At 65.9% G+C, this 26227-nt stretch carries 21 protein-coding genes; 5 read left to right on the top strand and 16 right to left on the bottom strand.

Features of this window, described 5'->3' with window-relative positions; all coding sequences use genetic code 11:
* The first annotated feature begins 31 nt into the window (after positions 1-31).
* Together ACQR0Z_RS32915 and ACQR0Z_RS32910 are read left to right on the top strand one after the other, a co-directional pair.
* On the top strand, positions 32-538 hold the full coding sequence (locus ACQR0Z_RS32915; RefSeq protein ID WP_434879277.1) for an RNA pyrophosphohydrolase: 507 nt from the start codon (positions 32-34) through the stop codon (positions 536-538).
* 139 nt (positions 539-677) lie between these two features.
* Positions 678-1175: an RNA pyrophosphohydrolase gene (locus ACQR0Z_RS32910; RefSeq protein WP_434921399.1), complete on the top strand. Its 498-nt coding sequence runs from the start codon at positions 678-680 to the stop codon at positions 1173-1175.
* A gap of 216 nt (positions 1176-1391) precedes the next feature.
* Here ACQR0Z_RS32910 and ACQR0Z_RS32905 read toward each other — a convergent pair whose 3' ends face one another.
* The 6 genes from ACQR0Z_RS32905 to ACQR0Z_RS32880 form a co-directional block, all read right to left on the bottom strand.
* On the bottom strand, positions 1392-3083 hold the full coding sequence (locus ACQR0Z_RS32905) for an adenylate/guanylate cyclase domain-containing protein (protein ID WP_434921398.1): 1692 nt from the start codon (positions 3081-3083) through the stop codon (positions 1392-1394).
* A 165-nt stretch (positions 3084-3248) separates the two neighbouring features.
* The gene (locus ACQR0Z_RS32900; protein ID WP_434921397.1) at positions 3249-3656 is read right to left on the bottom strand and encodes a F0F1 ATP synthase subunit epsilon; all 408 of its coding nucleotides are present in this window, start codon (positions 3654-3656) and stop codon (positions 3249-3251) included.
* A gap of 89 nt (positions 3657-3745) precedes the next feature.
* Entirely contained in the window at positions 3746-5188 is a 1443-nt protein-coding gene (gene atpD / locus ACQR0Z_RS32895; RefSeq protein ID WP_434860363.1) for a F0F1 ATP synthase subunit beta, read from the bottom strand.
* A gap of 89 nt (positions 5189-5277) precedes the next feature.
* A complete protein-coding gene (locus tag ACQR0Z_RS32890) occupies positions 5278-6156 on the bottom strand; it encodes a F0F1 ATP synthase subunit gamma (protein ID WP_434921396.1) in 879 nt (292 codons plus the stop codon).
* A gap of 156 nt (positions 6157-6312) precedes the next feature.
* A complete protein-coding gene (atpA, locus tag ACQR0Z_RS32885) occupies positions 6313-7842 on the bottom strand; it encodes a F0F1 ATP synthase subunit alpha (RefSeq protein WP_008961301.1) in 1530 nt (509 codons plus the stop codon).
* A complete protein-coding gene (locus tag ACQR0Z_RS32880; protein WP_434879317.1) occupies positions 7842-8402 on the bottom strand; it encodes a F0F1 ATP synthase subunit delta in 561 nt (186 codons plus the stop codon). Before ACQR0Z_RS32880 ends, atpA begins: the two co-directional genes overlap by 1 nt.
* Positions 8403-9056: 654 nt before the next feature.
* On the opposite strand from ACQR0Z_RS32880, the gene ACQR0Z_RS32875 reads away from it, so the two are divergent.
* The gene (locus tag ACQR0Z_RS32875; RefSeq protein WP_434860366.1) at positions 9057-9605 is read left to right on the top strand and encodes a septal ring lytic transglycosylase RlpA family protein; all 549 of its coding nucleotides are present in this window, start codon (positions 9057-9059) and stop codon (positions 9603-9605) included.
* Positions 9606-9727: 122 nt separating this feature from the next.
* Here the strand turns inward: ACQR0Z_RS32875 and ACQR0Z_RS32870 are convergent, their stop codons facing one another.
* Entirely contained in the window at positions 9728-11938 is a 2211-nt protein-coding gene (locus tag ACQR0Z_RS32870; RefSeq protein WP_434921395.1) for a primosomal protein N', read from the bottom strand.
* Between the two features lie 439 nt (positions 11939-12377).
* On the opposite strand from ACQR0Z_RS32870, the gene ACQR0Z_RS32865 reads away from it, so the two are divergent.
* Both ACQR0Z_RS32865 and ACQR0Z_RS32860 read left to right on the top strand, forming a co-directional pair.
* On the top strand, positions 12378-13280 hold the full coding sequence (locus ACQR0Z_RS32865) for a tyrosine recombinase XerC (protein ID WP_434921451.1): 903 nt from the start codon (positions 12378-12380) through the stop codon (positions 13278-13280).
* An 81-nt stretch (positions 13281-13361) separates the two neighbouring features.
* Positions 13362-13952 (top strand): DUF4337 domain-containing protein, encoded by a 591-nt coding sequence (locus ACQR0Z_RS32860; RefSeq protein WP_172184327.1) that lies wholly within the window; start codon positions 13362-13364, stop codon positions 13950-13952.
* A 217-nt stretch (positions 13953-14169) separates the two neighbouring features.
* Here the strand turns inward: ACQR0Z_RS32860 and ACQR0Z_RS32855 are convergent, their stop codons facing one another.
* From ACQR0Z_RS32855 to zapE, 9 genes are all read right to left on the bottom strand, one after another.
* On the bottom strand, positions 14170-14709 hold the full coding sequence (locus tag ACQR0Z_RS32855) for a hypothetical protein (protein ID WP_434879282.1): 540 nt from the start codon (positions 14707-14709) through the stop codon (positions 14170-14172).
* Positions 14710-14840: 131 nt separating this feature from the next.
* Positions 14841-16244 (bottom strand): dihydrolipoyl dehydrogenase, encoded by a 1404-nt coding sequence (lpdA, locus tag ACQR0Z_RS32850; protein ID WP_434921394.1) that lies wholly within the window; start codon positions 16242-16244, stop codon positions 14841-14843.
* 47 nt (positions 16245-16291) lie between these two features.
* Positions 16292-17038 (bottom strand): SDR family oxidoreductase, encoded by a 747-nt coding sequence (locus tag ACQR0Z_RS32845; protein ID WP_006609290.1) that lies wholly within the window; start codon positions 17036-17038, stop codon positions 16292-16294.
* A 69-nt stretch (positions 17039-17107) separates the two neighbouring features.
* A complete protein-coding gene (gene odhB, locus ACQR0Z_RS32840; RefSeq protein ID WP_434921393.1) occupies positions 17108-18346 on the bottom strand; it encodes a 2-oxoglutarate dehydrogenase complex dihydrolipoyllysine-residue succinyltransferase in 1239 nt (412 codons plus the stop codon).
* A gap of 144 nt (positions 18347-18490) precedes the next feature.
* Positions 18491-21448 carry a 2-oxoglutarate dehydrogenase E1 component gene (locus tag ACQR0Z_RS32835; RefSeq protein WP_434921392.1) on the bottom strand — a complete coding sequence of 986 codons (2958 nt, stop codon included), beginning with the start codon at positions 21446-21448 and terminating at the stop codon, positions 18491-18493.
* A gap of 136 nt (positions 21449-21584) precedes the next feature.
* On the bottom strand, positions 21585-22469 hold the full coding sequence (gene sucD / locus ACQR0Z_RS32830) for a succinate--CoA ligase subunit alpha (RefSeq protein WP_009031544.1): 885 nt from the start codon (positions 22467-22469) through the stop codon (positions 21585-21587).
* Between the two features lie 55 nt (positions 22470-22524).
* On the bottom strand, positions 22525-23721 hold the full coding sequence (gene sucC / locus ACQR0Z_RS32825) for an ADP-forming succinate--CoA ligase subunit beta (RefSeq protein WP_257170051.1): 1197 nt from the start codon (positions 23719-23721) through the stop codon (positions 22525-22527).
* A gap of 126 nt (positions 23722-23847) precedes the next feature.
* Positions 23848-24816: a malate dehydrogenase gene (gene mdh, locus ACQR0Z_RS32820; protein WP_434860375.1), complete on the bottom strand. Its 969-nt coding sequence runs from the start codon at positions 24814-24816 to the stop codon at positions 23848-23850.
* Positions 24817-25040: 224 nt separating this feature from the next.
* Positions 25041-26222, bottom strand: coding sequence for a cell division protein ZapE (gene zapE, locus ACQR0Z_RS32815; RefSeq protein WP_434921391.1), 1182 nt, complete (start codon positions 26220-26222; stop codon positions 25041-25043).
* Positions 26223-26227: the final 5 nt, after the last annotated feature.

Here is a 26227-nt window from a genome sequence, read left to right as displayed (position 1 = left end):
ACGCCAGGCTCCGCAGGAAGGCCGAGACGGAATGACGCGCTACGAGGACCTGCCCTACCGCACCTGCGTCGGCATCACGCTGATCAACACGAAGGGGCTGGTCTTCATCGGTCGCCGCGCGGGCGGGATCGAGCATGTCGACGACACCCATGTCTGGCAGATGCCCCAGGGCGGCGTCGATCCCGGCGAGGATGCCTGGGAAGCGGCCAAGCGCGAGCTCTATGAGGAGACCAGCGTCCGCTCCGTCGAGAAGCTCGCCGAGATCGACGACTGGCTGACCTACGATATTCCGCGCACGGTGGCGGGCCGCGCCTGGAAGGGCCGCTATCGCGGCCAGCGCCAGAAATGGTTTGCCCTGCGCTTCACCGGAGCCGATTCCGAGATCGACGTGGAGCGCCCGGGCGGCGGCCATCACAAGGCCGAGTTCATCACCTGGCGGTGGGAGCCGATGCAGAACCTCCCCGCATTGATCGTGCCGTTCAAGCGACCGGTCTATGAGCGCGTGGTGAAGGAATTCGCGACATTGGCAGGCGACTGAGCCGGCCCCTGGAGATCGACGACGACGCGGGCCTTGAAACCGTGTCATACGCTTGCACTGCAGAAAATCTCTGCAGATCCGTCGCGACAACGCCGTCACCATGCGTTGCCATGGCGGACGATGGTCCACGGATGCGAGCATGACTGAAACCAGACCCTATCGTCCCAACGTCGGCATCGCGCTGCTCAATGCCGAAGGCCTCGTTTTCCTCGGACGCCGCTTTCGCGACGATGGGCCGGAGATCGTGCTGCCCGGCCTGGAATGGCAGATGCCGCAGGGCGGCGTCGATCCCGGCGAGGACCTGCAGGCCGCCGCGCGGCGCGAGCTGTGGGAGGAGACCGGCATCCGCGACGCCGACATCCTCGCCGAGACCGACTGGCTGACTTACGAATTTCCGCCGTTCGAGGATCCCAACCACCGCCTCGCCGGCTTCCGCGGCCAGCGCCAGAAATGGTTCGCCATGCGCTTCACCGGCAGCGAGAGCGACATCGACCCGGTGACGCCGCGCAACGGCATGCCGGCCGAGTTCGACGCCTGGCGCTGGGAGAAGCTGGCGCGCGTGCCGGAGCTGGTGGTGCCGTTCCGCCGCGAGGTGTACCGCGCCGTGGCGCAGGCGTTTGCGCATCTCGCTAGCTAAGGCTGTCGATTGATAGTTCCTTGGCTGAGGAGCGCAGGCTCTCTCCATACGTCATTCCGGGGCGCGCGTAGCGCGAGCCCGGAATCCATAGCCACAGGATGTTCTGAGGCGCGAGACGGATGTCGCGCTTGTCGTGGAGACGACTTCCGCTCGTGGTTATGGATTCCGGGCTCATCGCTGCGCGATGCCCCGGAATGACGGCGGAGAGAGTCCCGCCTAATTATCTTCCACCGTGAACGGGCCGATCGCGATGATGCGGCAGTCGCTGTCGCGGGTGGCGCAGTCGGCCAGCGCGCCGCCGATCGCGGTTTCCTCGCGGTCGCCGTTGAGGCCGTAGCCGGGGTGACCGGCGGTGCCGACCGCGATGGCGTTCCAGCCGGACGTTGCGGCGGCGAGGCGTCGCGCGACCTCGTCGCGGGACTCGGCCGCAATCGCCGTATGGCTGGCAGCGTGGAAGAAGCCGGTCGCCTTCATCACCGCCGGCACCGGCACCACGAAGGCATCGTCGAGCGCGACGATCAGGCACGCCGTGCCGGCCTGCGCCCCGCAGGCTTCGAGATTGCGCCGGACCACGTCGTCCACGAGGTCGCCGCCGACGCTGTAGAAGAACTGGCCGCCGGGCCCGAGCGCGATCGCCTTGGTGCGCCGCGCAGCCGTGTAGTTCGCGTCCAGGCGGGCGCGGCCGGTGTCGCGCACCAGCGGCATCTCCGCCGCGCTGAACGCACGCTCCGTGGCGGGATCGTGCCGCACCCAGGGAAGTGGCGGCATCGGCGGCTTGCTGTGCGCATAGACGACCGTGTCTCCGACCGCATAGAGCTCGCATTTGCGCGGGCCGTTCGACGTTTCGGCGCGCTGGTGACACTGCTCCAGCGCCGCGGTCTTGGCCGCCTCTTCGCTGGCCTGTCCGGTGACGTAGGCGCTGACGCCGTTGATCGTGGTCGCGAACGCCTTGTAGCCCTGGGCCGGTGCGTAGTCGCGCGCCAGCGCAATGCGGGTGCGCTCGCTGACGAACGGCACGGCATCGGCGGCGAACTTCTCCGCAGCCACGACGGGGCCGGTCTGAGACGATTGTTGCGGCTGGGGCGAAGGCGTGGCCTGCGCGCTACTCGGCGAGGCCGACGGCTCCGCCGATGGCGATGCCGAGGCTGACGGTTGCCCGGATGATGTCGGCGTCGCCGACAGCCGCGACAGCGCCTCGGCCGCGGCTTTGGCCGCATCGCGCTGCGCGGGCTTCGGATCGCGGTGATCGAGGTAGAGCGCGGTGCCTACGCCGACGGCCACCATCAGCACCACGACGGCGACACCGGCCTGAAGCAGGCGCTTGCCGAATGACCCGGGCGCGCTCTTGTCCTTCAGCGGCGCGTAGGTCCCGTCCTCCCGGCGCATCGCGACGCGATAGGCGTGCACCGGCGTCGGGATGTTCTTGACCTCGCGCGCGCCCATGTCGGCGAACTGCACCGACAGCTTGTTGGCGACCTGCTCATGCACCGCGCGCGAGATGCAGATGCCGCCGACATCGGCGAGCCCCTCGAGCCTGGCGGCGATGTTGACGCCATCGCCGAGCAGATCGCCGTCGCGCTCGACGACATCGCCGATCGTGATGCCGATGCGGTAGCTCATCTGCCGGTTCGGCGGGAACGCCATGTTGCGCGTCCGCAGGCTCTCCTGGATGTCGATCGCGCAGCGCACGGCCTCGACCGCGCTCGGAAACTCCGCCAGTACGGCATCACCGGCGGTGTTGAAGATGCGGCCGCCGGCGCGGGCGATGAAGTCGTCGACCACCTCGCGATAGGCCGCGAGACGCCGCAGCGTCTCCTCCTCATCCTCGGCAACGAGGCGCGAATAGCCGGCAATATCGGCGGCGAAAATCGCCGCGATCTTGCGCTTCAAGACGATCTGCCCTGCCATCTCACCACGCTCATCCGAACGGCCGGGAGAATGCCGCCGGATCGGCGGCCGCGCAACCGGCTTCCCTTGAAGTAGTCATCCGTCGCTGCGGCGCGTTCGAGCCCGCAGACGAAAATGGCCGGGCAGAGCCCGGCCATGAACATTCGTTCAGATGTCGCTGATCGATCAGTGCAGCGCCGTGGAGTTGAGCTGCTGCTGGATCGTCTTGAAGTGATCGAGCCGCTCGATCGCGCGATCGAGCTCGTTGCCCTGCTTCTCGTTCAGCTTCGCTTCCATGCCGGAGATCTCGGCCGCGAACGCGGTGTGGTCCAGATCCTTCAGAGACGTCGCGACGTCGGCGAGGATGGTGAGACCCTTCTCCGAGATCTCGGCGAGGCCGCCGAGCACGATGATCTTCTGCTGCGTTCCGCCCGTGGTCACGGTCAGAATGCCCGGACGCAGGGTGGCGACGAACGGCGCGTGGCCGGCGAGGACGCCGAAATCACCCTGTTCGCCGGGAACGTCGACCTGGTCGACCTCGCCCGAGAAGGCGATCTTTTCCGGCGAGACGAGATCGAAGTGGAAAGTTGCCATGAGAGAACCTGCTGATAGCGAGTGGCGAAGAGCGAGTTGCGAAGGGAGCAGCGAATAGACTTATTCGCTCCTCCCCTTTCGCCAGTCGCTTAGGCCGCCTCGGCGGCCAGCTTCTTGCCCTTCTCAACCGCCTCTTCGATGGTGCCGACCATGTAGAAGGCAGCCTCCGGCAGGTGGTCGTACTTGCCTTCCACCAGGCCCTTGAAGCCCTTGATGGTGTCAGCGAGCTCGACGAACTTGCCCGGCGATCCCGTGAAGATTTCGGCGACGTGGAACGGCTGCGACATGAAGCGCTCGACCTTGCGGGCGCGCGCCACGGTCAGCTTGTCCTCTTCCGACAGCTCGTCCATGCCCAGGATGGCGATGATGTCCTGCAGCGCCTTGTAGCGCTGGAGCACCTGCTGCACCTGACGGGCGACCGCGTAGTGCTCCTCGCCGACGACCAGCGGGGAGAGCATGCGCGAGGTGGAGTCGAGCGGGTCGACGGCCGGGTAGATGCCCTTTTCGGCGATCGAGCGCGACAGCGTGGTGGTCGCGTCCAAGTGCGCGAACGAGGTCGCCGGCGCCGGGTCGGTCAAGTCGTCGGCCGGCACGTAGATGGCCTGCACCGAGGTGATCGAGCCCTTGGTCGTGGTGGTGATGCGCTCCTGCAGCGCGCCCATGTCGGTGGCGAGCGTCGGCTGGTAACCCACCGCCGACGGGATGCGGCCGAGCAGCGCCGACACTTCCGAGCCGGCCTGGGTGAAGCGGAAGATGTTGTCGACGAAGAACAGCACGTCCTGACCCTTGTCGCGGAAGTCTTCCGCGATGGTCAGACCGGTGAGCGCGACGCGGGCGCGGGCGCCCGGCGGCTCGTTCATCTGGCCGAACACCAGCGCGCACTTCGACTTCACGCTCGGATCCGGGTTGTGCGGATCGGCGTTGACCTTGGACTCGATGAATTCGTGATAGAGGTCGTTGCCCTCGCGGGTACGCTCACCCACGCCGGCGAACACCGAGTAACCACCGTGCGCCTTGGCGACGTTGTTGATCAGCTCCTGAATCAGCACGGTCTTGCCGACGCCGGCGCCGCCGAACAGGCCGATCTTGCCGCCCTTGGCGTAGGGAGCGAGGAGGTCGACGACCTTGATGCCGGTGACCAGGATCTCGGCCTCGGTCGACTGGTCGGTATAGGACGGCGCTTCCTGGTGGATGGCGCGGACGTTGTCGGCCTTCACCGGGCCGGCTTCGTCGATCGGCTCGCCGATGACGTTGATGATGCGGCCGAGCGTGCCTTCGCCGACGGGAACGCGGATCGGGGCGCCGGTATCGGTCACTTCCTGGCCACGGACGAGACCCTCGGTCGTGTCCATCGCGATCGCGCGCACGGTGGACTCACCGAGATGCTGCGCGACCTCGAGCACGAGGCGGTTGCCGCCGTTCTTCGTTTCCAGCGAGTTGAGAATTGCGGGCAGGTGACCTTCGAACTGAACGTCGACGACAGCGCCGATCACCTGGGTGACGCGACCGATCTGGTTGGCTGCGGTAGCCATCTCATCTCTCTCCTTACGATCCGAATTTCAGGCGCGGTCCTTTGGACCGCGAATATTGAACGTGTTGTCTTCCAGCGGGCGCTGCGCGGTCAGACCGCCTCGGCGCCCGAAATGATTTCGATCAGTTCCTTGGTGATCATCGCCTGACGCGTGCGGTTGTAGACCAGCGTCTGCTTGCGGATCATCTCGCCGGCGTTGCGCGTGGCGTTGTCCATCGCCGACATCTGCGCGCCGTAGAACGAGGCGTTGTTCTCGAGCAGCGCGCGGAAGATCTGGACGCCGACGTTGCGCGGCAGCAGCGCGGACAGGATCTCGTCCTCCTCCGGCTCGTACTCGTAGAGCGCGACCGGCGCGGCATTGGCGGCAGGCGCCTCGACGACCAGCGGGATGATCTGCTGCGCGGTCGGGATCTGCGCGATCACCGACTTGAAGCGCGAATAGAACAGCGTGCAGACGTCGAACTCGCCGGCGTCGAAGCGGGAGATCACCTGCTTGGCGATGTCCTCGGCGTTGACGAAGCCGATCTGGCGCACCGAGCGCAGGTCGACATGGGCGATGATCTGCTTCTCGAACTGGCGGCGCAGTTGCTCATAACCCTTGCGGCCGACACAGAAGAACTTCACTTCCTTGCCCTGGTTCATCAGGGCCAGCGCGCGCTCGCGTGCCAAGCGCACGATCGACGAGTTGAACGCGCCGGACAGGCCGCGCTCGCCGGTGCAGACCAGCAGCAGATGGACCTGATCACGGCCGGTGCCGGCCAGCAGCTTCGAGCTCGCCGGCGAGCCGGCGGAGGCGGCCGCGATATTCGAGATGACCGCGTCCATCTTCTCGGCATAGGGACGCGCCGCCTCGGCCGCGAGCTGCGCGCGGCGCAGCTTGGAGGCAGCGACCATCTGCATGGCCTTGGTGATCTTCTGCGTCGCCTTGGTCGAGGCGATGCGGACCCGCATATCTTTCAGTGACGCCATGGCTCGTTTAGCTCACCCCGGCGGCCGATCACGAAAGGACCCGGCCGCTCAACCCATCTAAATCTCAAGCGCCAGGCCGTGTGCCTGGCGTGACGTCTTGGTCCACGTCGGAAAGACGTGGGTGGCCGGTCGCCCGGCCACCGCCTCCTGATCCGATCAGGAGAAGGTCTTGGCGAAGCCTTCCACCGCGGCCTTCAGCTTGGCCGCGCTGTCATCCGACAGATCGCGCGTGTCGCGGATCGTGTTCAGGAGATCGGCATGCTTGCCACGCAGCAGCGACAGCAGGCCGTCCTCGAAGGCACGGACCTTGTTGAGCGGAAGACCGTCGAGGAAGCCGTTGGTGCCGGCCCAGATCACGCAGACCTGCTCTTCCATCTTCAGCGGCGAGAACTGCGGCTGCTTCAAGAGCTCGGTCAGGCGCGAACCGCGGTTCAACAGGCGCTGGGTGGCGGCGTCGAGGTCGGAGCCGAACTGCGCGAAGGCCGCCATTTCGCGGTACTGCGCCAGCTCGCCCTTGATCTTGCCGGCGACCTTCTTCATCGCCTTGGTCTGCGCCGACGAGCCGACGCGCGACACCGACAGACCGACGTTCACCGCGGGGCGGATGCCCTGGAAGAACAGGTCGGTCTCCAGGAAGATCTGGCCGTCGGTGATCGAGATGACGTTGGTCGGGATGTAGGCCGACACGTCGTTGGCCTGGGTTTCGATGACCGGCAGGGCGGTCAGCGAACCGGCGCCCTGGGTCTCGTTCAGCTTCGCCGCGCGCTCGAGCAGGCGGGAGTGCAGATAGAACACGTCGCCCGGATAGGCTTCGCGGCCCGGCGGACGGCGCAGCAGCAGCGACATCTGGCGGTAGGCGACGGCCTGCTTCGACAGATCGTCATAGATGATGACGGCATGCATGCCGTTGTCGCGGAAGTACTCGCCCATGGTGCAGCCGGTGAACGGCGCGAGGTACTGCATCGGGGCCGGATCGGACGCGGTCGCGGCGACCACGATCGAATATTCCAGCGCGCCCTGCTCTTCGAGCACCTTCACGAACTGGGCGACGGTCGAACGCTTCTGACCGACGGCCACGTAGACGCAGTACAGCTTGATCTTCTCGTCAGGCTGGGCGTTGAGCGGCTTCTGGTTCAGGATGGTGTCGAGCGCGATGGCGGTCTTGCCGGTCTGACGGTCGCCGATGATCAGCTCGCGCTGGCCGCGGCCGATCGGGATCAGCGCGTCGATCGCCTTCAGGCCGGTGGCCATCGGCTCGTTGACCGACTTGCGCGGAATGATGCCCGGCGCCTTGACGTCCACGCGCTTGCGCTCGGTGAACTGGATCGGGCCCTTGCCGTCGATCGGGTTGCCGAGAGCGTCGACGACGCGGCCGAGCAGGCCCTTGCCTACCGGCGCGTCCACGATGGCGCGGGTGCGCTTGACGGTCTGGCCTTCCTTGATCTCGCGGTCGGCACCGAAGATGACGACGCCGACGTTGTCGGTCTCGAGGTTCAGCGCCATGCCGCGGGTGCCGTTCTCGAACTCGACCATTTCACCGGCCTGGACGTTGTCGAGACCGTAGACGCGGGCGATACCGTCACCGACGGACAGCACCTGCCCGACTTCGGTGACTTCGGCTTCCTGCCCGAAATTCTTGATCTGGTCCTTGAGGATCGCGGAAATTTCCGCGGCGCGGATGTCCATCAGCCTGCCTCTTTCATCGCGTGCTTGATCGAGTTGAGTTTGGTGCGAAGCGAACTGTCGATCATCCGGCTGCCGAGCTTGACGACGAGCCCGCCGATGATCGCTGGATCCACTTTCACGTTGAGCGCAACGTCCTTGCCGGTCACCGTCTTCAGTGAGGCCTTCAAGGCGTCGAGATTCTTGTCGGAGAGCGGCTCGGCGACGGTGACGTCGGCCGTGGCCTCACCCTTGTACTTGGCGACCAGCGCGTTGAAGGCGCGAATCACGTCGGCGACTGCGAACAGGCGGCGGTTGGTGGTCAGCACCCGCAGGACGTTCGCGGCGACGCCGCCGATACCGGCCTTGTCGAGCACGGCATTGAGCGCCTTGAGCTGCGTGTCCGCGCCGAACACCGGGCTGCGGACAAGACGCTTCAGGTCGGCGCTCTCGTCGAGAAGGGCATTGAACTTGTCGAGATCGGCCTTGACCGCATCGACGGACTTTTCGTCACGGGCCAGATCAAACAGGGCCGTCGCATAACGACCGGACACACCGGACACGGAGGGATCTTCAGCAGCCACAGGCGCGCTCTTTATATAAGTGCCCAACCCACAAGAGGGAAACCGGCGCACCGCTGCGGTGCAAACCAGTTAAGCCCTTGGAATTCAAGCAGGACTTTGATTTTCGATCGCCGCGGGAGCGGCTTGATCACGAAAAGCGGCGCTTTGCTAACATAGCGTACGCGCAGCCGCAACAAGCGGTGGCCCGCTATTCGGCACGTTGTTGCCGCGGCGCAAGCGCACGGCGCGAGCAGGGAATTGGGTCTCCCTCGCGGGGGCCAGCGGGACCCGACCTCGATACCGATTTCCCTGAACCCTGTTCCAACTGTTGCTGCATGGCCGCTATGCCGGTTTGGCCTTGCATGGTGCTTGGGTAGAGGCGCGGCCAGCCGAGCCGCTTCCGCCGGGATTACTTGTCAAGAGGCTATCAAACTCAATGAGAACTTAACTCAACAGTAATCTGAAGTATTAATTAGTTAATGAAGTGTTAAGTGACCTGATTACGGAATTTTCCGTGATGAAGAACGCTGGTCTCAAGATAATTCGAGACGAACGGAACAATTTCTACTGCCCCATTCGTGCCTCATTGCGCCATCAAACGGCGCGCGCCTCAATACCTGACGGGGGTCCACTGGCTGCAGAAGGCAGCAATACTGTTTCGAGGGACTGATCTAGATGCTGAAACTGAAGAACCTCTCGGCTGGCAAGATTGCCGGCTCGCGTACCGCGCTCGCCGTTGCCGTCACGCTGATCGTCGGTGGCACCGCGACAGAAGCCTCGGCCCGCTCCAGGCATCACCATCATCACGCGCGACACCACCATCATCATCACGCGCGCCAGGCCGCTCAGCCCGCGGCAGATTCCTTTTCGAACGGCTGGTCGAACAACAACTCGTCCTGGATGAATTCCAACGCCTCGGTGGCGCCGACCTCCGGCACCGGCCGCACCTTCTCCGGCATGGCGTCCTACTACGGCAACGAGTCCGGCAGCCGCACCGCCTCCGGCCAGCGCATGAACGCCAACGCCATGACCTGCGCCCACCGCTCGCTGCCGTTCGGCACCAAGCTGCGCGTCACCCATGGCGGCAACAGCGTCATCGTGACCGTCAATGATCGTGGCCCCTTCATCCGCGGCCGTGTGCTCGACCTCTCGACCGGCGCCGCCCGCGCCATCGGCTTGACCCGCTCCGGCGTCGGCCGCGTCACGGCCGAGGTCGTGTCGTAAGCCAGCTATCCATCCGCGCGTCATTGCGAGCGCAGCGAAGCAATCCAGGAGCCTCGTCGGAACTCTGGATTGCTTCGTCGCTGCGCTCCTCGCAATGACGGCGGAGAGAGCGGTGCCAACCGCTACAGAAAGCTCTGCGGGTCGACGTCGACCTCGAGCTTGAGATTGCCCTTGGGCTTCTCGGCATGCGCCAGCCAGTGGCGTAAGTAATCTGACAGATCGAAATTGCGCGCCGATTTGAGCAGCAGCCGGAAACGGTAGCGGCCCTTGATCACGGCCAGCGGCGCCTCGGCCGGGCCGAGCAGCAGCACGCCCTCCTCGCGCGGCGCCGAGGCCACCAGCCGTCGGGCGAAGCCTTCCGCCGTGGGCCGGTCGCCGGCCGAGATGATCAGGCTCGCCAGCCGTCCGAACGGCGGATAGCCGGTGCGTTCGCGGGCGTCGATCTCGCTGGTGTAGAACGCCTCGCGGTCGCAGGCGATCAGCGCCTTCATCACGGGATGCTCGGGCTGGTGGGTCTGCAGATAGCCGCGGCCCCGGCCCTGCTCGCGGCCGGCGCGGCCGATCACCTGGTTCAGCAGCTGCCAGGTGCGCTCGGCGGCGCGCGGATCGCCATTGCCCAGGCCGAGATCGGCGTCGACCACGCCGACCAGATTGAGCCGCGGGAAATTGTGGCCCTTGGCGACGAGCTGGGTGCCGATGATCAGATCGACCTTGCCTTCCGCGATCTCGGTCAGCTCGGCGCGCATGGTCTCGATTGAGGTGATCAGGTCGCTCGACAGCACCATGCTGCGGGCGTCCGGAAACAGCGCCGCCGCTTCCTCCTGCAGCCGTTCGACGCCGGGCCCGACGGCGACCAGGGATTCCTCGGCCGCGCAGTGCGGACAGGTCGGCGGCCTCGCCATCGAGAACCCGCAGTGATGGCAGACCAGCCGCTGGCGGAAGCGGTGATCGACCAGCCAGGCGTCGCAGATCGTGCAGGCGAAGCGGTGGCCGCAGGCGCGGCACAAGGTTAGCGGCGCATAGCCGCGGCGGTTCAGAAACAGCAGCGCCTGCTCGCCGCGCTCGATCGCGGTGCGGATATGGCCCGCCAGTCGCGGCGAGATGTAGCGGCCGCGCGGCGGCGGCTCGCGGCGCAGGTCAATGGCTTCGATATGCGGCATGTGCTGGCCGCCGAAGCGCGACGGCAGCGCCACGCGCTGGTAGCGGCCCTTGCGGGCATTGACCTCGGTCTCCACCGAGGGCGTGGCGGAGGCCAGCACGACCGGGAATTTGGCGATGTGGCCGCGCACCACGGCCATGTCGCGGGCGTGGTAATGCGCGCCCTCGTCCTGCTTATAGGCCTGGTCGTGCTCCTCATCGACAACCACGAGGCCGAGATCGGCATAGGGCAAAAACAGCGCCGAGCGCGCGCCGACCACGACCGGGGCCTCGCCGGCGGCGATCGCCGCCCAATTGCGCTGGCGCGTGCGCGGCGTCAGCTCGGAATGCCATTCCAGCGGGCGGACGCCGAAGCGGCGCGAGAAACGATCGAGGAATTGCCCGGTGAGCGCGATCTCCGGCATCAGGATCAACGACTGGCGGCCGCGGCGGACGGTCTCGGCGACGGCCTCGAAATACACCTCGGTCTTGCCGGAGCCGGTGACGCCGTCGAGCAGCGCGACCTGGAAGCCGCCATTGGCAGCCAGTTCGCGCATCGCCTCGACGCCGACGAGTTGGGCATCGAAAAACTCCGGTTGGGCGAAGGACGGGTCGGGCGTCGGAGGCGGCAATGCGCGCGGCATCGCCTCGACCGTGAGGGTGCGCTCGTCGACCAGGCCGTCGATCACGCCGCTGGAGACGCCGATCTCGCGGACGAGGTCGGACTTGCCGTGCAGCAGCCCGTCCGACACCGCTTCGATCACCCGCCGCCGCGCCGGCGTCAGCCGCTTCGGCGGATCGCCGACCAGCCGCACGCCGAGCCGGACGCGCTCAGGCCCGAGATGTTCGCCCATGCGCAGGCACATCCGCAGCACCATGCCGCGCGGCGACAGCGTGTAATTGGCGACCCAGTCGACCAGCGACCGCAGCTCGGGCTTGAGCGGCGGCACGTCGAGCTTCTCGCTGACGTCCTTGAGCCGGTTGTGCAGCCGCGGATCGGGATTGGCGTTCTCCGCCCACACCACCGCCAGAACCTCGCGCGGGCCCAGCGGCACGCCGACCACGTCGCCCGGCTTCAGCGCCATGCCGCGCGGCACGCGGTACGAATAGGTGTGATCGAGCGCGACCGGAACCAGCACGTCGACCACGCCGGCCGTGCTGGTCGCATCTGGAAAGAGATCGGTCGGGCGGTTCATGGGGCGGAGATAGCCTTGCGCGGACGGAAGCGAAAGCCGCCCGGCAAAGTTAGCGAACGGTAAAGGTCGACGATGCGATATATCTGACTCGAAGAGATGGGATCGAGCCTGTCGCTGCGAGGCCGGTGCGCTCCCTCTCCCCGTTCTTTACGGGGAGAGGGTTGGGGTGAGGGGCAACCCCTCGGGTGGTTCACACCGTCCCCGCGGAGGCCCCCCTCACCCGGATTGCATCTTCGCAATCCGACCTCTCCCCGCCCTAGCGAAGCTTCGCTTCGCCCTGGCGGGGAGAGGTTGAGACCGAGCCCGCCGCGAGGATCTTCGCTCCATCAGACGCCGATCCAATCGCGAGCACGAGGCCATGGCAAAGACGGCAAAAGCGACTGACAACGCGTCCGAGCTCCCCGACCTCATCGGCGCCGACGACGGCGTCGTCCGCGCGATGATGCAGTGGCTGGCGCATCTGAAGAGCGAGCGGCGGCTGTCTCCGAAGACGGTCGAGGCTTACGCCCGCGACCTTCGGCAGTGCCTGCAATTCCTCTGCACTCATTGGGGCGAGCCGGTCACGCTGGCGCGCTTCGCCGCGCTGGAGGCCGCCGACGTCAGAGCCTTCCTGGCGATGCGCCGCGCCGACGACATCGCCGGGCGCTCGCTGATGCGGACCTTGGCCGGCCTGCGCTCGTTCGGCCGTTTCCTCGAGCGCGAGGGCCAGGGCAAGGTCGGCGCCCTCTCCGGCGTGCGCGCGCCGAAGATCGCCAAGAGCCTGCCGAAGCCGCTGCCGATGGACTCCGCCAAGCGGCTCACTGACGCGGACGAGCGCGCCGGCGAGGCCCGCGAGACCTGGGTGCTGGCGCGCGACGCCGCCGTCATGGCGCTGCTGTACGGCTCCGGCCTGCGCATCTCCGAGGCGCTCGGCCTGAAGCGCCGCGAGGTGCCTCGGCCCGGCGAAGGCGACGTGCTGATCGTGACCGGCAAGGGCAACAAGACCCGGATGGTGCCGGTGCTGCAGAACGTGCTGGCGCTGATCGACGACTACGCCCGGCTCTGCCCCTACCCGCTGCCGCCTGAAGGCCCGATGTTTCTCGGCGCCAAGGGCGGCCCCTTGAGCCCGCGCATCATCCAGCTCGCGATGGAGCGGCTGCGCGGCGCGCTGGGACTGCCCGACAGCGCAACCCCGCACGCGCTGCGCCATTCCTTCGCGACACACCTCTTGTCCCGCGGCGGCGATCTGCGCGCCATCCAGGAGCTGCTCGGCCACGCCTCGCTGTCGACCACGCAAGTCTATACCGGCATCGATTCCGAGCGCCTGCTGCAGGTCTACGCGTCAGCACATCCGCGGCGGTGACACGGTTTCGTCACATCGTTTCCCTTGCGCGACCACGGCGGTTGCGGCAATCGTCCCGGCAGTCGATCCGGAGGGGAACAGATGGGCGCACATGAAAGCATGGAGCATGCGGAGCACGCCGAGCACGCATCGGGCTCGAACAAGAAGATCGCGCTGCTGATCTCGGTGATCGCGCTGTTCCTGGCGCTGTCGGAGACGCTCGGCAAGGGCGCGCAGACCGAATCGATCAGCAAGAACGTCGAGGCGTCCAATCTCTGGGCGTTCTTCCAGGCCAAGACGGTGCGCCGCACGGTGGTGCAGACCGCGGCCGAGCAGGGCAAGCTGAACCTCCCGGCGCTGCCCGACGAGGCCACAAAAGCCAGCCTGCAGAAGCAGATCGACGACTGGCAGAAGAACGCCGCGCGCTATCGCTCCGAGCCGGAGACCGGCGAAGGCAGCGAGCAGCTCGCCGCCCGCGCCAAGCATGCCGAGGAGGAGCGCGACCTCGCCACGGCGAAATATCACCACTACGAGCTCGCGTCGGCCGCCTTCCAGATCGGGATCGTGCTGGCATCGGCCACCATCATCACCGGCATGCTGGTGCTCGCCTGGGCCTCCGGCGCGCTCGCGCTGGTCGGCATTGCGATGACGATGCTCGGGCTGTTCCAGCCGCATCTGCTTCATCTGCACTGAGGTCGGCAGGCAGTCGCTTTCCCAGAGCCGCTAGCACCGTCATTCCGGGGCAAGGCCGAAAGGCCTTGAACCCGGAATCTCGATGTGGCGCGGCATTCTTTTTCAACAATCTCGAGATTCCGGGGTTCAATCGCCAGCGCGCGGTTGCGCGCTGACGATTGCCCCGGAATGACGGTGGTCGTGGTGGGACGAATGACGCCGCGACGATGAAGAAGCGCTAACGCGCCTGCACGCTGCGGCGGAAGCGCATGATCTGGCGGATGACGCGGGACGACCAGCCGCCGGTGTTGCCGCCGATGAGGTCGTTGAGGATGCCGCGGGCGCGCTGCTTGATCGGGTCGACCAGCTCGGCCGCCTTCCGGCGCAAGGTCAGCACGGCTTCATAGAGCCAGGCGAACCAGCCCATCTGCAGCAGCTTGGCTCGCGTGACATCGAAGATGAACGCGGTGATGCCGACACCGGCCATCTTGCCGAACACGATCGTGACCAGCGCCAGCTTCCACTGATGGTGCATCAACAGCCACATGCCGAGCAGCTTGAGCGGAAACAGCAGCACCACCGGCACGGCGAAGACGACCAGGGTCAGCGCCGGCGACAGCGTCTCGATCCGGGCGGCCAGCCACAGCTTCAGGCGGCGGAGCGGGATCGCGGCGACGATGCGCGCCACGATCGGCTCGAGATGGTCCCACAGCCAGGCTTCGATCAGGAAGATGATCGCAAGCAGGACCCAGAACGGCTGAAGCAGGCGGCGCAGCATGGCTCTCCATCTCGGCCCCGGCCTCAGCAGCGAGGCCGCCATGACCATGCGACCTCGAATCTTGCCGTTTGGTTCAGCGTGGCCGGCAGGCCATTTTGTCGCACCTGCCGATCACGCCCACCGGGCGCCGATCACATGTGGATGGCACGCTTGCCCACTGCAAGTGCGGCTTCCTTGACGGCCTCCGAGCGGGTCGGATGGGCGTGGCAGGTGCGTGCCAGATCCTCGGCCGAGCCACCGAACTCCATCAATACGGCGGCTTCGTGGATCATTTCGCCAGCCTCGCGGCCGATGATGTGGGCGCCGAGCACGCGATCGGTCTTCGCATCGGCGAGGATCTTCACGAAGCCGTCAGTGGTCTGGTTGACCTTGGAACGGCCGTTCGCGGTAAACGGAAACTTACCGACGGTATAGGCGACGCCAGCCTGCTTGAGTTCATCCTCGGTCTTGCCGACGGAGGCGACCTCCGGCGTGGTGTAGACCACGCCCGGAATGATGTCGTAGTTCACATGGCCGGCCTGGCCGGCGAGGATCTCGGCGCACGCGACGCCTTCGTCCTCGGCCTTGTGCGCGAGCATCGGCCCCGCGACGACGTCGCCGATCGCGTAGACGCCGGGAACGCTGGTCGCGAAATGATGATCGATCTGGACGCGGCCGCGATTGTCGAGCACCACGCCCGCCTCCTGCAGACCGAGGCCGTCGGTGTAGGGCACGCGGCCGATCGCGACGAGCACGACGTCGGCTTCGATCTTTTCAGGCGCACCACCGGCCGCCGGCTCAATCGTCGCCGACAGCGTCGCGCCCGAGGTGTCGACGCCGGTGACCTTGGCGCCGAGCTTGAACGCAAAGCCCTGCTTTTCGAGGATGCGCTGGAACTGCTTGGCGATCTCCAGGTCCATGCCAGGCAGGATGCGGTCGAGGAATTCGACCACGGTGACCTTGGCGCCGAGGCGGCGCCACACCGAGCCGAGTTCGAGCCCGATCACGCCGGCGCCCACTACCAGCAGGCTCGACGGCACCTTGTCCAGCGCCAGCGCGCCGGTCGACGACACGATGCGCTTCTCGTCGATCTCGATACCCTTGAGCCGCGCGATGTCCGAGCCGGTGGCGATCACGATGTTCTTGGTCTCGACCGTCTGCGCAGCGCCGTCTTTGGCCGTCACCTGCACCTTGCCGGTGCCCAGGATCTTGCCCTTGCCCTGGAGGACGTCGATCTTGTTCTTCTTCATGAGGAACTCGACGCCCTTGGTGTTGCCGTCGATGCCCTGCTGCTTGAAGTTCATCATCGAAGGCAGATCGACCTCGGGCTTCGACACCTTGATGCCCATCTTGGCGAAGGAGTGCCCGGCCTCCTCGAACAGTTCGGAGGCGTGCAGCAGCGCCTTCGAGGGCATGCAGCCGACGTTGAGGCAGGTGCCGCCGAGGGTCGCGTTCTTCTCGACCACCGCCACCTTCATGCCGAGCTGCGCTGCGCGGATGGCGCAGACATAACCACCGGGGCCGGTGCCGATGACGACGAGATCGTAGTTAGCCATGATCGAATGTTCCGTAAGCTTGTAGTCTGAGAGGTTAGCGACGGTCGTCAGCGTCCGCCCGACACGTCGAGAATGGCCGAAGTGACATAAGAAGCTTCGTCCGACAGCAGCCAGACGATGGCATTGGCGATTTCCTCGGAGGTGCCGACGCGCTTCATCGGCACCAGCGGGGCCAGACGATGCGCGCGATCGGGCTCACCGCCGGAGGCGTGAATTTCGGTGTCGATCAGGCCGGGCCTGATCGCGGCGACGCGGATACCTTCGTTCGCAACCTCGTGGCCGAGGCCGACGGTGAAGGAATCGATCGCGCCCTTCGAGGCCGCGTAGTCGACATAGGTGTTGGGCGAGCCCAGCTTGGCCGCGACCGACGACAGGTTGATGATGACACCACCCTGCCCGCCATGCCGCGTCGACATCCGCTTCACGGCCTCTCTTGCGCAGAGAATGCTGCCGGTGACATTGACCGCCATCAAGCGTTCGATGCGTTCCGCGCTCATCTCGTCGACACGGGTCGTCGGGCCGACGATGCCGGCATTGTTGATGAGGGCGCCGAGCGTCCCGAATTTATCCGCCGCCTTGAACAGCGCGAGAATGTCGTGCTCGCGGCCGACGTCGCATTTCACCGCGATCGCCTTGCCGTTCTTGGCCTCGATCGCGGCGACCGTGCTCTGCGCCGCCGCCTCGTTGGATGCGTAGCCGACCACGATCTTGAAGCCGCGCGACGCGGCGGCGATTGCGGTGGCGCGGCCGATGCCGCGGCTGCCGCCGGTGATCACTGCAACCCTGTCGGTCATGATGGCCCCCGTTAGGTTTGAGGCGCGCTCTTGGGAAGCGCGCCTCATGTGGTCAAGTCGTTGTTCGGCTCAGAGATCCAGAACCAGCCGCGCCGGATCTTCCAGGCTTTCCTTGACGCGCACCAGGAAGGTCACCGCTTCCTTGCCGTCGATGACGCGGTGGTCGTAGGACAGCGCCAGATACATCATCGGGCGGACCTCGATCTTGCCGCCGACCACGACGGGGCGCTCCTGGATCTTGTGCATGCCGAGGATGCCCGACTGCGGCGCGTTCAGGATCGGGGTAGACATCAGCGAGCCGTAGATGCCGCCATTGGTGATCGTGAAGGTGCCGCCCTGCATCTCGTCGATCTTGAGCTGGCCGTCACGGGCGCGGCGGCCGAAATCGGCGATGCCCTTCTCGATGTCGGCGATCGACTTGTGGTCGCAGTCGCGCACCACCGGCACGACCAGGCCCTTGTCGGTGCCGACGGCGACGCCGATGTGGTAGTAGTTCTTGTAGATCAGGTCGCTGCCGTCGATCTCGGCGTTGACGGCCGGGATGTCCTTCAGCGCCTGCACGACGGCCTTGGTGAAGAAGCCCATGAAGCCGAGCTTCGAGCCGTGCTTCTTCTCGAACACGTCCTTGTACTGGCTGCGCAGCGCCATGACGTTGGTCATGTCGACCTCGTTGAAGGTCGTCAGCATCGCCGCGGTGTTCTGCACGTCCTTGAGGCGGCGCGCGATGGTCTGGCGCAGCCGGGTCATCTTGACGCGCTCTTCGCGGGCGGCGTCATCGGCCGGCGACGGCGCACGCACCTGCACGGCGGCGGCCGGCTGATTGACCGGGGTCGGCGCCGAGGCGGCGCGCTCGATCGCGGCCAGCATGTCGCCCTTGGTGACGCGGCCGTCCTTGCCGGAGCCCGGAACGGTGGTGGCATCGACGCCGCTCTCGGCCGAGAGCTTGCGCACCGACGGCGCCTGCGGCGTATCGGCAGGCAGCGCCTTGGCGGGCGTGGGCGCGGCGGCCGGAGCAGCCGCAGGCTTCGCCGGAGCCGGCGCGGGAGCAGCGGCGGCCGGCTTGGCGGCGACGGCGCCATCATTGATCTGGCCGAGCAGCGCGCCGACGGCGACGGTCTCGCCGTCCTTGGCGATGATCTCGCCGAGCGTGCCGGCCGACGGCGCGGGCACCTCGATGGTCACCTTGTCGGTCTCGAGCTCGACGAGCGGCTCGTCGACGGCGACGGCGTCGCCCGCCTTCTTGAACCAGCGGCCGATGGTGGCTTCGGTGACGGATTCACCGAGCGTCGGAACGCGAATTTCAGTCATGGTCTCTATCCTCAATAACCCGTGCGGTCATACAGCCCGTCCGCCATCGCCTTGCGGCGAGCAAGCGATGCGACACGGACAATCAACGCGATGGACTGGTACTTGCGCCCCGCAAGGATCTGCGGGGCGCCTTCAAAGGCAGGTTCAGTTCAGGGCTTCGTCGAGCAGCGCCTTGAGCTGGGCGAGGTGCTTGGACATCAGGCCCGTGGCAGTCGCAGCCGACGCGGCGCGGCCGGCATAGCGCGGACGCTTGCTCTTACCGCCGGTCTGGTTCAGCACCCATTCGAGATACGGCTCGATGAAGTGCCAGGCGCCCATGTTGCGCGGCTCTTCCTGGCACCACACGACCTCGGCATTCTTGAAGCGACCGAGCTCGACGACCAGCGCCTTGAGCGGCACCGGATAGAGCTGCTCGATGCGCATCAGATAGACGTCGTTCAGCCCGCGCTTCTCGCGCTCGTCATAAAGGTCGTAATAGACCTTGCCCGAGCACAGCACGATGCGGCGGATCTGATCGTCCGGCACCAGCTTGGTCTTGTCGTCCGCCTGCATCTGGGCGTCATCGTACAGGATGCGGTGGAACGTCGTGCCCTTGGCCAGTTCCTCGAGCCGCGACACCGCGCGCTTGTGGCGCAGCAGCGACTTCGGCGTCATCACGATCAGCGGCTTGCGGATCTCGCGATGCAACTGACGGCGCAGCACGTGGAAGTAGTTAGCCGGCGTGGTCGGGTAGACCACCTGCATGTTGTCCTCGGCGCACATCTGCAGATAGCGCTCGAGACGGGCCGACGAATGCTCCGGACCCTGGCCCTCATAGCCGTGCGGCAGCAGGCAGACGAGACCGGACATGCGCAGCCATTTGCGCTCGCCGGACGAGATGAACTGGTCGAACAGCACCTGGGCGCCGTTGGCGAAGTCGCCGAACTGCGCTTCCCAGAGCGTCAGGGCATTCGGCTCGGCGAGCGAATAGCCGTATTCGAAGCCGAGCACGGCTTCTTCCGAGAGCAGCGAGTTGATGACCTCGAAGTGGCCCTGTTCGGGCGCCAGATGGTTGAACGGCGTGTAGCGGCTCTCGTCCTCCTGGTCGATCAGCACCGAATGGCGCTGCGAGAACGTGCCGCGCTCGCAATCCTGGCCCGACAGGCGCACCTTGTGACCTTCGAGCAGGAGCGAGCAATAGGCCAGAGCTTCGCCCGTGGCCCAGTCGAGCCCGATGCCGCTGTCGATCGCCTTGGCGCGGTTCTCGAGGAAGCGCTGGATCGTGCGGTGCAGGCGGAAGCCGTCCGGCACCTTGGTGATCTTGCGGCCGATCTCCTTGAGACGGTCGATCTCGACACCGGTGACGCCGCGGCGCGCTTCTTCTTCCTGGTCGGCGGACTTCAAGCCCGCCCACTTGCCGTCGAGCCAATCGGCCTTGTTCGGACGATAGGACGTGCCGGCCTCGAACTCGGCGTCGAGACGGGCGCGCCAGTCGGCCTTGGCCTTGTCGACCTCGCCCTCGGTCATCACGCTCTCGGCGACCAGGCGCTTGGAGTAGATCTCCAGGGTCGTCGCATGGCCGGCGATCTTCTTGTACATCACCGGCTGGGTGAACGCGGGCTCGTCACCTTCGTTGTGGCCATGCCGGCGATAGCAGAACATGTCGATCACGACCGGCTTGTGGAATTTCTGCCGGAACTCGATCGCGACCTTGGCCGCGAACACCACCGCTTCCGGATCGTCGCCGTTCACGTGGAAGATCGGCGCGTCGATCATCTTGGCAACGTCGGACGGATACGGCGACGAGCGCGAGTAGCGCGGATAGGTCGTGAAGCCGATCTGGTTGTTCACGATGAAATGAATCGAGCCACCTGTCCGGTAGCCCTTCAGGTCGGACAGCGCGAAGCACTCGGCCACGACGCCCTGGCCGGCAAAGGCCGCGTCGCCATGCATCAAGAGCGGCAGCACCGAGATGCGCATGTCGGGCGGATCGCCGTGCTGGTCCTGCTTGGCGCGGACCTTGCCGAGCACCACGGGGTCGACGATCTCGAGATGCGACGGGTTGGCGGTCAGCGACAGATGGATGCGGTTGCCGTCGAACTCGCGGTCCGACGAGGCGCCGAGGTGATACTTGACGTCGCCCGAACCCTCGACCGCGTCGGGATTGGCCGAGCCGCCCTTGAACTCATGAAACAGCGCGCGGTGCGGCTTGCCCATGACCTGGGTGAGGACGTTGAGGCGGCCGCGATGCGGCATGCCGAGCACGATCTCCTTCACGCCGAGATTGCCGCCGCGCTTGATGATCTGCTCCAGCGCCGGGATCAGCGACTCGCCGCCGTCGAGGCCGAAGCGCTTGGTGCCGGTGAACTTGACGTCGCAGAACTTCTCAAAGCCCTCGGCCTCGACCAGCTTCTGCAGGATGGCGCGACGGCCCTCGCGGGTGAACGAGATCTCCTTGTCCGGCCCCTCGATGCGCTCCTGAATCCAGGCCTTCTGCGCGGCGTTCGAGATGTGCATGAACTCGACGCCGAGCGTCTGGCAGTAGGTGCGCTCGCAGATCGCGACGATCTCGCGCAGCGAGCCGTATTCGAGGCCGAGCACGTGATCGAGGAAGATCTTGCGGTCGTAATCGGCTTCGGTGAAGCCGTAGGAGCGCGGGTCGAGCTCCTCGCGATTCTTCGGCGCCTCGATGCCGAGCGGGTCGAGCTTGGCGTGAAAGTGGCCACGCATGCGGTAGGCGCGGATCAGCATCAACGCGCGGACAGAGTCGCGGGTGGCCTGGTTGACGTCGGCCGGCGACAATTCGACGCCCTTGGTCTGGGCCTTGGCCGCGATCTTCTCGCCGACCTTCTTCTCGACCACGGCCCAGTTGCCGTCCAGAGCCGAGGTCAATTCGTCGCGAGGGGAGACCGGCCAGTTGCTGCGCACCCAGGAGGGGCCCGAGGCGTTCTTCTGAACGTCGGCCGGCGCGTCCTTCAGGCTCTTGAAGAACTCCTGCCACTCCGGGTCGACCGAAGCGGGGTCCTTCTCGTAGCGCGCGTAGATCTCATCGATGTAGGTGGCATTGGTGCCCTGCAGAAAAGACGACAGGGCGAAGGCGGCGTTCGCATCTTGGCGAGACATGGTAGCGTCCTGGTAATTTCGATGCGCCCATCAAAAACGGCGCAATGCCTGACCCCGTGGAAGGGGTCAGGCTCGGGTTAGGACGGTTTACCTTATTCTTTGTAAAGATGCGCCCCGAAAAGTACTAAACCCTGAATCAGGACTTCAACTTTTCGACGAGCGTCTTGCCGAGGCGTGCAGGCGACGGGGAGACCGTAATACCAGCGGCTTCCATCGCCGCGGTCTTGGATCCGGCATCGCCCTTGCCGCCCGAGATGATCGCGCCGGCATGGCCCATGCGGCGGCCGGGAGGGGCGGTGACGCCGGCGATGAATCCGACCATCGGTTTCTTGCGGCCGCGCTTGGCTTCGTCCTTGATGAACTGCGCCGCGTCCTCCTCGGCCGAGCCGCCGATCTCGCCGATCATAATGATCGACTCGGTCTTGGGGTCGGCCAGGAACATCTCGAGCATGTCGATGAACTCGGTGCCCTTGACCGGGTCGCCGCCGATGCCGACCGCGGTGGTCTGGCCGAGGCCCTCGGAGGTGGTCTGGAACACGGCTTCATAGGTCAGGGTGCCGGAGCGCGACACGATGCCGACCGAGCCGGGCTTGAAGATGTTGGCCGGCATGATGCCGATCTTGCACTCGCCGGCGGTCATGACGCCCGGGCAGTTCGGCCCGATCAGGCGCGACTTGGAGCCCACGAGCGAGCGCTTGACGCGGACCATGTCCAGCACCGGGATGCCCTCGGTGATGCAGACGATGAGCGGCACTTCCGCGTCGATCGCCTCGCAGATCGCATCGGCCGCGCCCGGCGGCGGCACGTAGATCACCGAGGCGTCGGCGCCGGTGGCCTCGCGGGCCTCCTTCACGGTGTCGAACACGGGCAGGCCGAGATGGGTCGAGCCGCCTTTGCCCGGCGAGGTGCCGCCGACCATCTTGGTGCCGTAGGCGATCGCCGCCTCGGAGTGGAAGGTGCCGTTCTTGCCAGTGAAGCCCTGGCAGATGACCTTGGTGTTCTTGTCGATGAGAATGGACATCGTGCTTTCTCTAAAAGCGTTGCGGTGAGGACGAAGCGAGCGCCAGAACCGGCGCTCAGCCTCCCTTGACGGCCTTGACGATCTTCTGCGCGGCGTCGTCGAGATTGTCGGCGGGCAGCACGTTCAGACCGGACTCGCTGATGATCTTCTTGCCGAGATCGACATTGGTGCCTTCGAGGCGCACCACCAGCGGCACCTTCAGGCCGACTTCCTTCACCGCGGCCACGACGCCCTCGGCGATGACATCGCACTTCATGATGCCGCCGAAGATGTTGACCAGGATGCCCTTCACGTTCGGGTCGGCGGTGATGATCTTGAAGGCCGCCGCGACCTTCTCCTTGCTGGCGCCGCCGCCGACGTCGAGGAAGTTGGCGGGCTCCATGCCGTAGAGCTTGATGATGTCCATCGTCGCCATGGCGAGGCCGGCGCCGTTGACCATGCAGCCGATGGTGCCGTCGAGCGCGACGTAGTTGAGGTCGTACTTGGAGGCCTCGATCTCCTTGGCGTCCTCTTCCGTCTCGTCGCGCAGCGCGACGACTTCCGGATGCTTGAACAGCGCGTTGGAGTCGAACGACACCTTGGCGTCGAGAACGCGGAGCTGGCCCTGCTTGGTCACGACCAGCGGGTTGATCTCGAGCATCGCCATGTCCTTGGCGACGAACGCGGTGTAGAGCTGGGTCGTGAGCTTCTCGGCCTGCTTGGCGAGGTCGCCGGTGAGCTTCAGCGCCTTGGCGACGGCGCGGCCGTGATGGCCCATGACGCCGGTGGCCGGGTCGACCGAGAAGGTGATGATCTTCTCAGGCGTGCTGTGCGCGACGTCCTCGATGTTGACGCCGCCTTCGGTCGACACCACGAACGCGACCTTCGAGGTCTCGCGGTCGACCAGCAGCGACAGATAGAATTCCTTGTCGATGTCCGAGCCGTCCTCGATGTAGAGGCGGTTGACCTGCTTGCCGTCCGGGCCGGTCTGCACGGTCACCAGGGTCGCGCCGAGCATCTGCTTGGCGAACGCATTGACCTCGTCGATCGACTTGGCAAGGCGGACGCCGCCCTTGTCGCCGGCCGAGGCCTCCTTGAACTTGCCCTTGCCACGGCCGCCGGCGTGGATCTGGCTCTTCACGACCCAGACCGGACCGCCGAGCGTCTTCGCCGCGGCATCGGAGTCCTCCGGACGGAGAACCGGCACGCCCTTGGAAATCGGCACGCCGAACTCGTGCAGCAGTGCCTTGGCCTGATATTCGTGAATGTTCATAAGCGCTTGCTCCCCGAACCCCCGCTGGGGTGGTGACGTCTAAAAGTGTTTTGCGGATGCTTGGTATACCATATACCAAGCATCCTGCAACTCATCGGAGCGGGCTGACCGCCCGCCCTGCACCCTTCAGCGGCCGAGCAGGTCGGGCGCGATCTTCTTGCAGGCGTCGACCAGGCCCTGGACAGCGGCGACCGACTTGTCGAAGGCTTCGCGGTCCTTGCCGGCCAGCTCGATCTCGACGATGCGCTCGACACCCTTCGAGCCGATGACGACGGGAACGCCGACATACATGTCCTTAACGCCGAACTCGCCATTGAGGTGAGCGGCGCAGGGCAGCACGCGCTTCTTGTCGCGCAGATAGCTCTCGGCCATCGCGATCGCCGACGCCGCCGGCGCGTAGTAGGCCGAGCCGGTCTTGAGCAGGTTGACGATCTCGGCGCCGCCATTGCGGGTGCGGTCGACGATCTCGTCGATACGGGCCTGCGAGGTCCAGCCCATCTTGACGAGGTCGGGCAGCGGAATGCCGGCGACGGTGGAGTACTTGGTCAGCGGCACCATCGTGTCGCCATGGCCGCCGAGCACGAAGGCGGTGACGTCCTCGACCGAGACGTTGAACTCATCGGCCAGGAAGTAGCGGAAGCGCGCGCTGTCGAGCACGCCGGCCATGCCGACGACCTTCTTGGCCGGAAGGCCCGAAGCCTTCTGCAGCGCCCAGACCATCGCGTCGAGCGGGTTGGTGATGCAGATGACGAAGGCGTCGGGAGCGTACTTCTTGATGCCGGCGCCGACCTGCTCCATGACCTTGAGGTTGATCGACAGCAGATCGTCGCGGCTCATGCCCGGCTTGCGCGGCACGCCGGCGGTGACGATGCACACCTTGGCGTTGTCGAGCGCCTCGTAGGAGTTGGCGCCGGAGTAGTGGGCATCGAAGCCGTCGACCGGTGAGGACTGCGCGATGTCGAGTGCCTTGCCCTGCGGAACGCCTTCGGCAATGTCGAACATCACGACATCGCCGAGCTCCTTGAGGCCGACGAGGTGAGCCAGCGTTCCGCCGATCTGACCGGAGCCAATCAAAGCAATCTTGTCGCGCGCCATGGCAAATTTTCCTTTGAACCCGAAGGGGTGGGGAGGTTGAAAAGTCGAGTGGGTGGTTATCCCTTTCGCCCGGGCCGTTCAAGTCACGCTATGGCCAATTGACGGGCGTGCCTTGATTTCGATCAGGACCGGGCGACGGGTGCTGATGATCCTTTCAGCATGATTGACGTGGCCTTTTCGCGGCTGTGTGCCCGGAGCCGGGCGCTGCCGAACTCCGGTGTTTGTCAGGTTTCGACCAGCCCCGTAGAAGTCCCGGAAGCGGCCGAGTCCTTGCGACCGTGCGGCAGGGCCAGATAGGACTCCGAGCCCATCTCGATCAGGCGCGACGACGTGCGCTTGAACTCCATGGCCTCGATGCCGTCGGCGGCGACATAGAGCGAGATCGGGTCCGCATCCGCCGAGGCGATCAGCTTGACGGCGTTGTCGTACAAGGTGTCGATGAAGGTAATGAAACGCTTGGCGGCATTGCGCTCGGCGTAGTCCATCACCGGGATGTGGTCGACCAGGATGGTGTGATAGTCGTGCGCGAGCCGCAGATAGTCGGACGCCGCAAGCGGCTTCTCACAAAGGTCCGCAAATCCGAAGCGGGCGACGCCATTGGCCGAGCACGGCACGTGCAGCAGACGCCCCTTGATGGTGATGTCGCGTGACTTGCACGGCGCGTTGCCGGTCAGCCTCCCCCAGGCCTTGTCGAGCGCGGCGCGCGCAGCGGCGTCGGCCGGCACCAGCCACATCTTCACGCCGGCCAGCTTCTCCAGCCGGAAGTCGGTCCGCGCATCCAGCCGTGCCACATCCATGTGATCGGCGATCTGCTTGATGAAGGGCAGGAACAATGCGCGGTTGAGGCCGCCTTTGTAGAGATCCTCCGGCGCGACGTTGGAGGTCGCGACCACGACTGTGCCGAGTTCGAACAGTTTGGCGAACAGCCGACCCAGGATCATCGCGTCGGCAATGTCGGTGACGTGGAATTCGTCGAAGCAGAGCAGCCAGGCCTGGTCGAAGATCGCCTGCGCGGTAAGCGCGATAACGTCGGCGTCGGCGAGTTCGCCGCGCGCGATGTTCTGGCGATAGCCGTAGATGCGCTCGTGCACCTCGGCCATGAATTCGTGGAAATGCGCGCGGCGCTTGTGCTCGACCGGACAGTTCTGGAAGAACAGGTCCATCAGCATGGTCTTGCCGCGGCCGACCTCGCCATGGACATAGAGGCCGCTCGGCGGCTCGCTCTTGTCGGAAAAGAGGCGACCAAACAGGCTCTGCTTGCGTGCGGGCTTGTATGTCGAAAGCCGGCGCTCCAGCGCCGCCAGGGCATCAGCGACCTCGGCCTGGGCCGGATCGGCTTCGATCGCGCCGGTGTCGACCAGCGACTGATATTGCGCGCGGAACGCGTCTGAGGGAGTGGACAGCATGAGCC

It is taken from the genome of Bradyrhizobium sp. HKCCYLS3077 (assembly GCF_051167555.1).
Taxonomy (GTDB): Bacteria; Pseudomonadota; Alphaproteobacteria; order Rhizobiales; family Xanthobacteraceae; genus Bradyrhizobium.
This window is presented reverse-complemented; position numbering and strand designations above follow the sequence as displayed.